Consider the following 12,814-nt stretch of genomic DNA (forward strand, 5'->3'; position numbering starts at 1 on the left):
GAACGCGCGCACCCGGCGGGTCCTTTGCGACCGCTGGGACGGCTGTGAGTCAGCCCACAGAAGGCCGCCTGCCCAGCCCTCCGGCCGGCGTGGCAGACTTGACGTATCTCCCGGCCGAAAGCTGGGGGAGTACCAGTGACGTCAGCGCACTCCGGGGTCGGTGAAAGTCCGAACCGGCGGTTACAGTCCGCGACCCGACCGCAGCCAGCGGCCGGTTGACCAGGTGAGATTCCTGGACCGACGGTTAAAGTCCGGATGGGAGGCAGTGCGCGGCGGGCCGAAACCGGTGCACCGTCGCTCGGCGGTCCCGTTCCCGCGACAGCGGAGCGGTTCCCTCCCGCAGGCGGATGTCCTCCCGGTCTCGCGCTCGTCATCTTCCCGTACAGCCCCGGAGTCCGTGCCCGAAGAGGCAGGAGGACCCGGTGGCCCCCCACCCAGCGGCGCCGCACGCGCCCCAGGCCGAGCGCGAGGCCATGCGCCGCGCTGTGGACCTCGCCGCGCGGGGGCTCGGCGCCACCAGCCCCAACCCCGTCGTCGGCTGCGTGATCCTCGACCGCGCCGGGCACACCGTGGGGGAGGGCTGGCACCAGCGGGCCGGCGGCCCGCACGCCGAAGTACACGCGCTCGCCGAGGCCGGGGAGGACGCCCGTGGCGGCACCGCCCTCGTCACCCTCGAACCCTGCGACCACACAGGCCGCACCGGTCCCTGCTCCCAGGCGCTCATCGCGGCCGGGATCGCCCGCGTCGTCTACGCCGTCGCCGACCCGGACCCGGGCGCGGCAGGCGGCGCCCGCGCGCTGGCAGCCGCCGGAATCGATGTCGAGTGCGGGCTGCTGGGCGACGAGGCGGCGGCAGGCAACGCCGCCTGGCTGACCGCCGTCCGCCTCCACCGCCCCTATGTGACCTGGAAGTACGCCGCCACCCTCGACGGGCGCACCGCGGCAGCCGACGGCTCCAGCCGCTGGATCACCTCCGAGGAGGCCCGCGCCGATGTGCACCGGCTGCGCGCCGAGTCGGACGCGGTGCTCGTCGGCTCGGGGACGGTACGCGCCGATGACCCGCATCTTGCCGTGCGCGGCGTGCCGGGCGCCGTCCAGCCGCTGCGCGTCGCCCTCGACACGGAAGCGGCCGTCGTCCGCCCCGGCGCCCGGATCCTGGACGGTGCGGCACCCACCCTCATCGCCGTCGCCCAGGACGCGGACACCGCCGCGCTGGACGGGGTCGCCGACCTGCTGCGCCTGCCCCGCGCGGCCGAGAACGCCCCGGCGAGCGGTACCGCCGCGAGCGGCCACGCCGCGACCGGTGACGGCGCGACCGGTGACGGCGCGGGCCGGGGGATCGCGCTGCCCGCCCTGCTCTCCGCGCTGTACGAGCGCGAGGTGCGCTCCGTGCTGCTGGAAGGCGGCGCCACCGTGGCCGGGGCCTTCGTCCGCGCCGGGCTGGTCGACCGGGTGATCGGCTACCTCGCCCCCGTGCTGCTGGGTGCCGGCCCGCCCGCCCTGGGCGGGGCCGGAATCAGCACGCTGGCGCAGGCGTTGCGGCTGTCGGTGAGCGACACCGCGCGCCTCGGACCTGACCTGCGTATCACCGCCGTCGGGCGCCCGGCGCCCACCGCAGCAACCGCCACCGAGGAGTTCTGAGTGTTCACCGGAATCGTTGAAGAGCTGGGCGAGGTCGTCGCCGTCGAGGACCGGGGCGCGGCTGCGCGGCTGCGCCTGCGCGGCCCACGCGTCACCGCCGATGTGCGCCACGGCGACTCCATCGCCGTCAACGGCGTCTGCCTGACCGTCGTCGAGGCCGGGCAGGGGGAGTTCACGGCCGACGTCATCGCCGAGACCCTGCACCGCTCCAGCCTCGGCGCACTCGCCGTGGGCTCGCCCGTCAACCTGGAGCGGCCCATGGCCCTCGGCGGCCGGCTCGACGGCCACCTCGTCCAGGGCCATGTCGATGGCACCGGCGTCATCGCCTCCCGCGACGACGCCGACAGCGGCACCACCCTCACCGTCACGCTCCCCGCCGGACTCGCCAGATACCTCGTCGAGAAGGGCTCCATCACGGTGGACGGCATCAGCCTCACCGTCGTCGAGGCCGCCGACGACCACTTCTCCGTCTCCCTCATCCCCACCACCTTGGCGCTCACCACCCTCGGCACGAAGCAGCCAGGTGACCCGGTCAACCTGGAGGTGGACGTCCTCGCCAAGTACGTCGAGCGGCTGCTGGGCCACACGGCGGGCACGGCGGCGGCCCCGCACCAGGGCCCGGCCCCGCACCAGGAAGAAGCAGCCCGGTGAACGCCTTCGCCTGGCTGAACGGGGAGGCGTTCACCGCCTTCGGTCAGCACGTCATCTGGTCCGACATGCTGGGCAACATCATCGGCCTGCTCGCACTCGCCCTGGGCTGGCGCCGCTCGATCCTGACCTGGCCCGCACAGCTGCTCTCCGGCCTGGTCCTCGTGGGCGCCTTCGCCTCCGCACATCTGGCGGGCGGCGTCGGCAAACAGCTGCTCGTGATCGTCGTCGCGCTGTGGGGCTGGTGGCAGTGGCGCCGCGGCCACCAGCAGGCGCGGGACGGTTCCATAGCCGTGCGCTTCGCCACCTGGCGCGAGCGCGGGGTGCTCGCGCTGGGCACCGCGCTGGGCACCGTCGCCGTCGGCTGGCTCTTCAGCCTTGTGCCCGCGCTGTCCTGGAACCCCTGGCCGGACGCCTACATCTTCGTCGGCACCCTCGCGGCGATGGTCGCGCAGGCGCGCGGCCTGGTGGAGTTCTGGTTCGCCTGGCTGCTGGTCGATGTGGTCGGCGTACCGCTGGCCTTCAGCAGCGGGCTGCCCTTCTCCGGCTTCGTCTACGTCCTCTACCTCGGTCTCGTCCTGTGGGGCATGCGCGCCTGGTGGCAGCGCTCCCGCGTGGATGCGGCCCAGGCCCGAGCCGCCCGGCCCGGGCCCGCACTGAACGGAGCCGCGCTGTGAGCGGGGCCGAACGGAAGGAAGGAGCACGCTCATGACCGCACTTCCGAGCGGGTACGGAGCGCTCCCGGCGCCGGCCGTGCCGGGCCAGGAACCCGGCGGGCGCACCGGTGCCGACGACGCGTTCGACCTCGGGCTCGACCCGGTGGCCGACGCCATCCGCGACATCGCCGCCGGACGCCCCGTGGTCGTCGTCGATGACGAGAGCCGGGAGAACGAGGGCGATCTGGTGACGGCCGCCGAGCTGATCACCTCCGAGACGGTCGCCTTCATGATGAGCGAGTGCCGGGGGCTGATCTGCACGCCGATGGAGGCCCGGGACCTCGACCGGCTCGCGCTGCCCCAGATGGTGGACCAGAACACCGAATCCATGGGCACCGCCTTCACCGTCTCCGTGGACGCGACAGCCGCGCACGGTGTCACCACCGGCATCTCGGCGGCCGACCGTGCCGCCACCATCCGGCTGCTCGCCGACCCGGACACCGTCCCCGAGGACTTCGTCCGCCCCGGCCACGCCTTCCCGCTGCGCGCCAAGCAGGGCGGCGTCCTGGTCCGCGCCGGCCACACCGAAGCGGGCGTCGATCTGGCACGGCTGGCCGGACTGCGCCCCGCCGCCGCCATCGTGGAGATCGCGGGGGAGGACGGCGCCATGCTGCGGCTGCCCGAACTGGTGCCCTTCGCCCGCAAGCACGGGCTGCGGATCATCTCCATCGAGGACCTGATCGCCTACCGCCGCTCCGCCGAACCGACCGTGCGCCGCGAGGCGGAGACCCGGCTGCCCACCCGGCACGGCGACTTCCGCGCCTACGGGTACCGCTCCACGGTCGATGGCGTCGAACACATCGCGCTGGTCGCCGGGGACGTCGGCGGCCCGCAAGGCGCCGAAGCGGGCGAGGACGTACTCGTCCGAGTGCACTCCGAGTGCCTGACCGGCGACATCTTCGGCTCCCTGCGCTGCGATTGCGGCCCCCAGCTGGAGAGTTCCCTGGAGCGCGTACAGCACGAGGGCCGGGGCGTGGTGCTCTACCTGCGCGGGCACGAGGGCCGGGGCATCGGGCTGCTGTCCAAGCTGCGGGCCTACGAACTCCAGGAGCGGGGCCGCGACACCCTCGACGCCAATCTCGAACTCGGTCTCCCGGCCGACGCGCGCGACTACGCGGCAGCCGCCCAGATCCTCACCGACCTGGGCGTACGCTCCCTGCGGCTGCTGACCAACAACCCCGACAAGACGGCGGCCCTGGCCCGCAGCGGGCTGCGCGTCACCGGCCGCGAGCCCATGCCCGTAGAGGCGGGCGAGCACAACCTGCGCTATCTGCGCACCAAGCGGGACCGCATGGGGCACGACCTGCCCTGGCTGGACGCGGACCGCGCGTCCCCCTGCGGCACCCAGTGACCGCACGGCACCAGCACCCCACCGGCATATCGCCGGTACACCACCAGTCCACACCGACCGAGACAGCCACAGCACGAGGAGCAACGTGAGCGGCAAGGGCGCACCCGAACTGACCGTCGAGAACCGCGGAGACCTGCGTGACCTGCGCGTGGCGGTGATCGCCGCGCAGTGGCATCAGCAGATCATGGACGGCCTCGTCAACGGCTCCCTGCGCGCCCTGCGCGAGCTGGGCATCGCCGAGCCGACCCTGCTGCGCGTCCCCGGCAGCTTCGAGCTGCCCGTCGCCGCCAAGGTCTTCGCCGACCGGGGCTATGACGCCATCGTGGCGCTCGGCGTCGTCATCCGCGGCGGAACCCCGCACTTCGACTACGTCTGCCAGGGCGTCACCCAGGGCCTCACCGAGGTCAGCGTCACCACCGGCGTACCCGTCGGCTTCGGCGTGCTGACCTGCGACACGGAAGAGCAGGCCCTCGCCAGGGCCGGGCTGGCCGGCTCGGTGGAGGACAAGGGCCACGAGGCGGTCACCGCGGCGGTGGCCACCGCCGCGACCCTGCGTACCGTGGCGTGACCCTGGCGCCGGCGACCGTGCCCCGGCACGTAGGGTGAGAGCACCATGGCGAACAAGACATTCGAGCAGCTCTTTGCCGAGCTTCAGCACAAGGCCGCCACCGGCGACCCCCGCACCTCCCGCACCGCCGAACTCGTCTCGCAGGGCGTCCACGCCATCGGCAAGAAGGTCGTGGAGGAGGCCGCCGAGGTGTGGATGGCCGCCGAGCACGAGGGCGAGGAGCGCACCGCCGAGGAGATCTCGCAGCTCCTCTACCATCTACAAGTGCTCATGACCGCCAGGGGCATCTCCCTCGACGACGTCTACGCCCACCTCTGAGCCCGGCACCGCTCGCGCTCTCCCCGCACACCCCGCCAGTACGTTCACGCCCCGCCAGTACGTTCACGCCCTCCAAGTACGTCACGAAAGGCCACCCCATGCTGCGCATCGCCGTCCCCAACAAGGGTTCCCTCTCCGGCCCTGCGGGGGAGATGCTGCATGAGGCCGGCTACCAGCAGCGCAAGGCGTCCAAGGAACTCGTCCTGGTCGATCCGGAGAACGAGGTCGAGTTCTTCTACCTGCGCCCCCGCGACATCGCCATCTACGTCAGCTCGGGCAAGCTCGACATCGGCATCACGGGCCGCGATCTGCTGCTCGACTCGGGCGCACAGGCCGAGGAACTGCTCGCCCTCGGCTTCGCCCGCTCCACCTTCCGCTTCGCGGCCAAGCCCGGCACCGTCGCCTCCGCACAGGACCTGGCCGGGCTGTCCGTCGCCACCTCCTACGAGGGCATCGTCGGCCGGCACCTGGCCGAACAGGGCATCGATGCCTCCGTCGTCCACCTCGACGGCGCGGTGGAGACGGCCATCGAGCTGGGTGTCGCCCAGGTCATCGCGGATGTCGTGGAGACCGGCACCTCGTTGCGCAACGCCGGGCTGGAGATCACCGGCGAGCCCATCCTGGAGTCCGAGGCCGTCGTCATCCGCCGGGTGGGGGCCGACCCCGGGGCGCCGAAGGTCCAGCAGTTCCTGCGCCGCCTCCAGGGCGTCCTGGTCGCCCGCAGCTACGTGATGATGGACTACGACATCCGCGCCGAGCAGCTGGAGCGCGCCGTAGCGCTCACCCCCGGCCTTGAGTCGCCGACCATCTCCCCGCTGCACGACCAGGGCTGGGTAGCCGTCCGCTCGATGGTGCGCACCAAGGAAGCCCAGCGGATCATGGACGACCTCTACGACCTGGGCGCCCGCGCCATCCTCACCACCGGCATCCACGCCTGCCGCCTGTGACCGGGACGACCGCCATGACACACAGCACCCAACTCCCCGCCCTGCCCGTCACGTTCCGGCCCACTCGCACACGTGTGGTGCTGCTGGGCGTCGGGGCCGCCGTGTTCGTCGTCATCACGGCCATCTCGTTCCTGCTGGACCTCGGCGGCGGGGAGCGGGCGAGCTTCATCTTCACCGCGGCGCTCTTCCTGGGCGTGCTGATCCTCCTCAGCCGCCCGTACATCAGCGCCGACGAGGACGGGATGACGGTCGTCAACCTCACGACCAAGCGCCGCCTCGAATGGGCGGAAGTCCTCGGCGTGCATCTGCGCTCCGGTGACCCGTGGGTCTCCCTCGATCTGGCGGACGGCACCAGCCTGGCCGCCATGGGCATCCAGCCGGGCATCGCCAAACAGCGCGCCGTCGCCGACGCGCGCGCCCTGCGTGCCCTGGTCGAGCGGCGCGGCACGGGAGAGGGCACCCCGGACACCACCGGGGACGGCCCCGAGCACTGACCCGGCCCCCGCATCCGGCCCGTCCCGGGGCGCCGGGCACGCGTGGCGCGGAGCGTCTTCGCGGTGCGGAGCCCAGTGTCTACTCTGTTCCTCACGGCATGAGCCGCCCCGCACCCTCGCGGGCACCTGCGACCCGAGGAGTGACCACCTCCAGCAATGGACGGATCGTCCTGTAGTACGTGCGCCGCGTCCCGCTCCCGGAGGGCCGCGGCATGACCCTCCCGCTAGCGCTGCTGGCCGTCGCCTTCCTGCTCGTCCTCGCCAACGGGTTCTTCGTGGCGGCGGAGTTCGGCCTCGTCACCGTGGAGAAGCCCGACGCCGAACGGGCGGCGGCCCAGGGCGACAAACACGCCGGTGACGTCGTACGCGCCCTGCGCGAGCTGTCCTTCCAGCTCTCCGGCACCCAGCTCGGCATCACCCTCACCTCCCTGGTCACCGGCATGCTCGCCGAACCGGCGCTCGCCCGGCTCCTGGACGGGCCGCTGGCGGCAGCCGGACTGCCGCCCGGCGCGGTCGGCGGTGTCGCCGTCGTCACCGGCATGCTGATCGCCTCTGCCGCCCAGATGGTCATCGGCGAACTGGTCCCCAAGAACTGGGCCGTCTCCCGGCCGCTGGCGGTGGCCCGCTTCGTGGCCCGCCCGCAGCGCCGCTTCTCCCGCCTCTTCCGGCCCGTCATCACGCTGCTGAACGCGGCGGCCAACCGGATCGTCCGCCTCTTCGGCGTCCAGCCCGCACAGGAGCTGGCCTCGGCCCGCACCCCGGGGGAACTCGTCTCCCTGGCCCGCCACTCGGCCCGCGCCGGGGCCCTCGAACAAGGCACCGCCGAACTTTTCGTGCGCACCCTCGCCCTGGACGGGCTGACTGCCCAGCAGGTGATGACGCCCCGCGTACGGGTCAGCGCGCTCCAGGCGCTCGCCACGGCCGAGGACGTCCTCAACCTCACCCGTGCCACCGGGTTCTCCCGCTTCCCCGTCTACCACGAGTCCCTGGACGAGATCACCGGGATGGTCCACCTCAAGGACGCCCTCGCCGTTCCCGCGCACCGCCGGCTGCACACCCCCGCCGGGCGCATCGCCGTCCGGCCGCTGCTGGTGCCCCAGACCTTCCCCGTCCAGCCCCTGCTGGAGCGGCTGCGCAGCGAACAGCCCATCGCCGTCGTCGTCGACGAATACGGCGGCACGGCCGGGGTGGTCACCCTGGAGGACATCGTCGAGGAGATCGTCGGCGAGGTGCGGGACGAGCACGACGGACAGCTCTACGACGAACTGCCCGCGCTGGCCCCCGCACCGCCCGACCCCGAGGGCCGGCCCGTGTGGGAGGCCGACGGAGGCTGCCGCGTGGGCGCCTTGCGCACCCTCGGCCTCCAGGTGCCCGAGGGCCCCTACGAGACCGTGGCCGGGCTGGTCGCCGACCTGCTCGGGCGTATCCCCGTCCCCGGTGATACGGCACGGCTGCGGGCGCCCGACGCCACCGCCGAGGGGGACGTGCGCGAATGGCAGTTGCGGGTGCGGCACGTCGCCCACCACCGGGCCGAGCGGGTCCGCATCGTCGCCGGGGCCAGGACACGGTCGGAGGCGGCGGCCCGATGACTCTCCTCCAGCTCCTGCTCGCCGGGCTGCTGGTGCTCGGCAACGGCTTCTTCGTGGGTGCCGAGTTCGCCCTCGTCTCCGTACGCCGCAGCCAGATCGAACCGCTGGCCGCCGGAGGGCAGGGTCGCGCCCGCCGCGCACGGCAGGTCCTGCGCGGGCTGGAGTCACTGCCGCAGATGATGGCGGCGGCCCAATTCGGCATCACCGTCTGCTCCCTGACGCTGGGCGCCGTGGCCGAGCCGACACTCGCGCACCTGCTGGAGCCCTGCTTCCTGGCCGTCCACCTGCCCGAGGCGCTCATCCACCCGCTCGGCTATGTGATCGCGCTGGCCGTCGTCGTCTTCTTCCACCTCGTCGTCGGCGAGATGGTGCCCAAGAACCTGGCCATGGCGGCGCCCGAACGCACCGCGCTGTGGCTCTCCCCGGCGCTGGTGGCCTTCGCCCGGCTGACCCGGCCGGCTACCCTGGCGCTGGGTTCCTGCGCCACGCTGATCCTGCGGGTCTTCCACGTCGAGCCCAGGGACGAGGTCGAAGCCGTCTTCACCAGCGAACAGCTCAACCGGCTGGTGGACGACTCCCACCAGGCCGGCCTGCTCGGCCAGGCCGAGCAAGAACGCCTCGCCGACGCCCTGGAGTTGGGGTCCCGCCCGCTGACCGACGTCCTGCTGGGCAGCAGGGACCTGGTGACGGTCGAGGCGACCGTCACGCCCCGCCAGGTGGAGGAGTTGACGGTGCGCACCGGATACTCGCGGTTCCCGGTGCGCGCGGACGACGGCCGCTTCATGGGCTACCTCCACGTCAAGGACGTGCTCGACCTGGAGGACGGCGACCGGGCCGTGCCACAGCACCTGTGGCGGCCCATGGCCACGTTGCGTGGCGAACTGCCGCTGGACGAGGCGCTGGGCGCCATGCGGGCCAGCGCCTCCCACCTCGCGGCGGTCGCGGACTCATCCGGCCGGGTGCTGGGGCTGGCCGCGCTGGAGGACGTGCTGGAGATGCTCGTCGGAGAGGTGCACGACCCCGCCCACACCACCCACACCGCGCACACCGCACGCGTGCTCCCGGCGGCCCGGTGCCTCGGCCCGGAAGGCGGCCAGGACCCCGGGCAGCCCGTGCAGGCCGGTGAGCCCGGTCAGCGTGTCCCGGCCCGCGCGGCCGTGCCGCCCGCTCCGGCCCCGGGCCGGGAGGCGCCGGGAAGCCCGGAGCCCCGTCAACGCGGGCCCCGGGATCCCGAGTTCCACGGACCCCGGTTCCCCGCACCCGAGCCCCGTGACGCGGGCGCCCTCAGCCCGGAGGCTGCCGGCCCGGACGGGGGCCGTCAGGACCGCGCCCGGACAGCACCTCGCCGTACGCCTGCATGAGATCGGGCAGCCGCAGCGTCGCCAGGTCGCCCCGGGAGGGGGTGCCCGCGTATCCGGAGAGCCGCAGGTCACGGTAGGCGCAGCTCTTCTCGTACAGCGTGCGCAGAAAGCGGCCGTTGCCCAGCTCGTCGATCCAGCCCTGATCGACGACGTGGCCGCTGATGCTGCGCAGCTCCTCCAGCGACTCCTCGTCCCACACGTCGCCGTTGTCGGCCGCCAGCGCCTCTCCGATCGCCGTCAGCTCCAGCGGCCGGTAGCTGGGGAAGTCCACCCGGGTGGTGAAGCGGGAGGACAGGCCCGGGTTGGCGGCCAGCAGCCGGTCCATGCCCTCGGGGTAGCCCGCGAGGATCACCACGAGCTGGTCGCGGTTGTCCTCGGCGCGCTTCAGCAGCACCTGAAGGGCCTCGTCGCCGTACGCGTCACCCTTGGTGTAGCCCGAGTTGGACAGCGCGTACGCCTCGTCCACGAACAGCACACCGCCCAGCGCCGAGTCGATCAGCTCGTTGGCCTTGACCGCTGTCTGGCCCAGGAACTCGCCGACCAGATCGGCCCGTTGGGCCTCCACCAGATGGTCGCCGCCCAGCAGGCCCAGCGCGTAGAAGGCCCGGCCCAGGATCCGCGCCACCGTCGTCTTGCCCGTGCCCGAGGGGCCCGAGAAGACGAAGTGCCGCTTCGGCGGCTGCACGGGCAGGCCCTGGCCCGCGCGCAGCCGCGCCATGTGCAGCTGGGCCGACAGCGCCCGCACCTGCCGTTTGACCGGCTCCAGGCCGACCATCCGCTCCAGCTCGTCCAGCGCCTGCGCCAGCAGCACCGGGTCGGACGGGCCTGCGGGCAGCCGCCCGTCGGTGCCACGCGGGGAGCCCAGTACCGCACGCTCCCGCAGCACGCCGGTGTCCACGCGGATGGGCTCGGCCGGATCGCCCGAGTCCTCCAGCCGCAGCCCGTCGGCCTCCGGGTCCACGTCGGGGTCGGCTGTCTCGGAGGCGTCCGGCGGCCCGGCCGCTGCCGGATCCGCACCGGGACCGGAGTCGAACGGTCCCGGCTGCCGGGGGCCCGTGGCGAACGGGCCCGCGCCCTCGTTCCGCGTCCCGTCCGCCGGGTCGGCGAGGTCGGTGGGCTCCGCCGGGTCGGCCGGGGCGTCCGGTTTGCGCTCGAACAGCTCCTGCGCGGCGTTGCCGCCGCCCTGGCCGCCGAGTCCGCCCGAGAGCAGGGCAGCGGCCAGATCGCCGGCAGCGCCGTCCATCCCGTCGCTCTCGGCGATCGCCGTCAGCCGGGCCGCCGTGTCCATGAACGTGGGATCGATCCGGTGCACCGCGCGGTACAGCGGCAGGGCCGCGGCGCTGCGGCCGGTGCCCTCGCGGGCGCGGGCGAGCCAGTAGCGCAGTTCCTTGCGCTGCGGCTGCTCGCTGCGGCAGCGCATCAGCGCGGCGGCCAGCAGCGGCTCGGCCTGCCCGTACATCTCCAGGCGCACGCGCGCCATCCCGGCGAACAGCCCCGCCTCGATGCCCAGCAGCGGGTCGTCCACCAGCGGCTCGGTGTGGGCGACCAGCCGCTCCCAGTCCTTGGCCAGGTACGCGCGGCAGGCGTGCAGGAACCGCACCTGCGGATCGGTGTCCACCGGCGGGCAGCTGGCCAACGCCCGGTCCAGCTCGGCCACATGACGCCCGTCCAGCCAGTGCGAGGCGTGCGCCAGCAGCAGGTCACGCTCGTGCTCCAGCACGGGCTGCACCCACCACCCCAGCCAGTACCAGGAGTTGAGGGTGCGTCCGTGACGGGTGCGCTGCTCACCGAAGCGACTGCGGTGGTGGTACATGCGCAACAGCGCGGTGGCGGTGTCGGCGCGCAGAGCATGCAAGCCGAGCCAGCCGTCGGCCATCCCCGGGTCGAGCCGCACCGCGGTGCGGAACTCGTCTTCCGCCTGGGCGTAACCGCCGACGGTGTACGCGTCCACCCCGCGCAGCCAGGCGAGTTCGGCCGGTGCGTGCAGGCCCTGGGGGTCCTGCGTGCCGAAATCCATCACGTCCCCCACGAAACGTCCCCCGTCATCTGCCGGTCATCACCCGGGGTTCCCACGCTGTTTCGCATCGTACCCGCGTGTCGGGCGCCGTCGAAGAGCGGAGTACCCGGCTGCTTCGGTGCGAATTCGGCACGGAGAAGAGGCGCCCGGAGGGGAGAGCCCGGGGGAGACGTCCGCCGAGCCCAGTACGAAGAGTGAGTGAAACGCGTGAGCGTACTTCCGCTTAGCGTCTCCAGCGCAGAACGAAGCCCCCGGTCACGGGGGAACAACCGGGGGCTTCGTGTCTACAGGCGGCCAGCGTAGGCCGCTTGTTGGAAACGTAATCGGTCCCGGGCGCGCGGGTCAAGCCGCTCCGGAGCGCGACGGTCCGCGTATCGCGCTCAACTGCCTTGAGATACACGGAGGGTGATATCCACGGGTGGGCCTGTCCGCCTCCCCGGCCCCTCGCGTACCTCGTATCCCTCGGCTGTCTCCCGTACCAGAAAACGCGCGAATGGGCGGGAGGGGTCGGCCGCGAAATGCGCGCGCTCCGTGGGGATCCAGTGCGCCCAGAACTCCCGCTGGCCGGGCCCGTCCCGCTCCTGGCCGCGACCCCGAGCGACCTCCGGTGACATCTCCAGCCACAGCAGGCAGGACAGGAACGGACGGACAGCGGCGCGGCCGGCACCCACCCCTTCCAGGAGCACCACGGGCGCCGGCGGCAGCACGGCCTCGGTGGTGTACGCGCCCGCGACCCAGTCGTACACCTCGTAGCGCGCGCTCCGGGCCTGCTCCCACGGCGTGAGCACCTGCGAGACCAGGCGCTCCGTCCAGCCGAAGAGCGCCTCGTGACTGGCCAGGTCATCCAGGTGCAGCACCGGGGCCCCGCCGAGGAGAGCGGAGAGCCGGGCGGCCATCGTCGTCTTGCCCGAACCCGCGTGCCCATCGACGGCGACCAGCCGCACCGGGCCGCAGGAGGCGGGGAGTGCGGGCAGCTGCCGAGCGAGCGCTTCGAGGGGGACGGAATCGGACATGCCCACAGCGTACGTGGCAGGTCACGGCGGTCATTCGCGGCGGGATACCGGGAGGCGGCGCAGGGACGCCGGCGCGGACCGGCCGCGCGGGCGGTCTTTCCCGGCGGGATACGGGGAGGCGCCCCGGCCGCGCGGATCGCCCGCGTACGGAG

At 73.1% G+C, this 12,814-nt stretch carries 11 protein-coding genes, 1 pseudogene and 1 riboswitch; of the genes and pseudogenes, 10 read left to right on the forward strand and 2 right to left on the reverse strand.

What is annotated here, in order from left to right; translation table 11 throughout:
• Positions 1 to 142 precede the first annotated feature (142 nt).
• Positions 143 to 273, forward strand: a riboswitch (FMN riboswitch).
• 149 nt (positions 274 to 422) lie between these two features.
• The 10 genes and pseudogenes from ribD to ABD339_RS01910 all read left to right on the forward strand — a co-directional run.
• Entirely contained in the window at positions 423 to 1,640 is a 1,218-nt protein-coding gene (gene ribD / locus ABD339_RS01865; protein ID WP_344561407.1) for a bifunctional diaminohydroxyphosphoribosylaminopyrimidine deaminase/5-amino-6-(5-phosphoribosylamino)uracil reductase RibD, read from the forward strand.
• Positions 1,641 to 2,291: a riboflavin synthase gene (locus ABD339_RS01870; RefSeq protein ID WP_344561409.1), complete on the forward strand. Its 651-nt coding sequence runs from the start codon at positions 1,641 to 1,643 to the stop codon at positions 2,289 to 2,291.
• Positions 2,288 to 2,965 carry a nicotinamide mononucleotide transporter family protein gene (locus tag ABD339_RS01875; protein WP_344561411.1) on the forward strand — a complete coding sequence of 226 codons (678 nt, stop codon included), beginning with the start codon at positions 2,288 to 2,290 and terminating at the stop codon, positions 2,963 to 2,965. The genes ABD339_RS01870 and ABD339_RS01875 overlap by 4 nt, the downstream gene beginning before the upstream one ends.
• Before the next feature lie 31 nt (positions 2,966 to 2,996).
• Positions 2,997 to 4,355, forward strand: coding sequence for a bifunctional 3,4-dihydroxy-2-butanone-4-phosphate synthase/GTP cyclohydrolase II (locus tag ABD339_RS01880; RefSeq protein WP_344561413.1), 1,359 nt, complete (start codon positions 2,997 to 2,999; stop codon positions 4,353 to 4,355).
• A gap of 85 nt (positions 4,356 to 4,440) precedes the next feature.
• Positions 4,441 to 4,923: a 6,7-dimethyl-8-ribityllumazine synthase gene (gene ribH / locus ABD339_RS01885; protein ID WP_344561415.1), complete on the forward strand. Its 483-nt coding sequence runs from the start codon at positions 4,441 to 4,443 to the stop codon at positions 4,921 to 4,923.
• Between the two features lie 45 nt (positions 4,924 to 4,968).
• Positions 4,969 to 5,241: a phosphoribosyl-ATP diphosphatase gene (locus ABD339_RS01890; RefSeq protein ID WP_344561416.1), complete on the forward strand. Its 273-nt coding sequence runs from the start codon at positions 4,969 to 4,971 to the stop codon at positions 5,239 to 5,241.
• 98 nt (positions 5,242 to 5,339) lie between these two features.
• Complete coding sequence (gene hisG / locus ABD339_RS01895) at positions 5,340 to 6,188, forward strand: ATP phosphoribosyltransferase (protein ID WP_344561418.1); 849 nt, start codon at positions 5,340 to 5,342, stop codon at positions 6,186 to 6,188.
• A 14-nt stretch (positions 6,189 to 6,202) separates the two neighbouring features.
• Positions 6,203 to 6,682 carry a PH domain-containing protein gene (locus tag ABD339_RS01900; RefSeq protein WP_344561420.1) on the forward strand — a complete coding sequence of 160 codons (480 nt, stop codon included), beginning with the start codon at positions 6,203 to 6,205 and terminating at the stop codon, positions 6,680 to 6,682.
• Between the two features lie 212 nt (positions 6,683 to 6,894).
• Entirely contained in the window at positions 6,895 to 8,271 is a 1,377-nt protein-coding gene (locus ABD339_RS01905) for a hemolysin family protein (protein ID WP_344561422.1), read from the forward strand.
• Positions 8,268 to 9,299: pseudogene (locus ABD339_RS01910) on the forward strand (hemolysin family protein); the annotation flags it as partial. The gene ABD339_RS01905 and the pseudogene ABD339_RS01910, both read left to right, overlap by 4 nt.
• Positions 9,300 to 9,555: 256 nt before the next feature.
• On the opposite strand, the gene ABD339_RS01915 reads toward ABD339_RS01910, so the two are convergent.
• Together ABD339_RS01915 and ABD339_RS01920 are read right to left on the reverse strand one after the other, a co-directional pair.
• Positions 9,556 to 11,649, reverse strand: a complete 2,094-nt coding sequence (locus ABD339_RS01915) for an AAA family ATPase (protein WP_344561424.1) — start codon at positions 11,647 to 11,649, stop codon at positions 9,556 to 9,558.
• A 380-nt stretch (positions 11,650 to 12,029) separates the two neighbouring features.
• Positions 12,030 to 12,662, reverse strand: a complete 633-nt coding sequence (locus ABD339_RS01920; protein ID WP_344561426.1) for a uridine kinase family protein — start codon at positions 12,660 to 12,662, stop codon at positions 12,030 to 12,032.
• Between the last annotated feature and the right edge of the window lie 152 nt (positions 12,663 to 12,814).

Origin of the sequence: Streptomyces axinellae, from assembly GCF_039532135.1 — a bacterium.
Classification (GTDB): Bacteria; Actinomycetota; Actinomycetes; order Streptomycetales; family Streptomycetaceae; genus Streptomyces; species Streptomyces axinellae.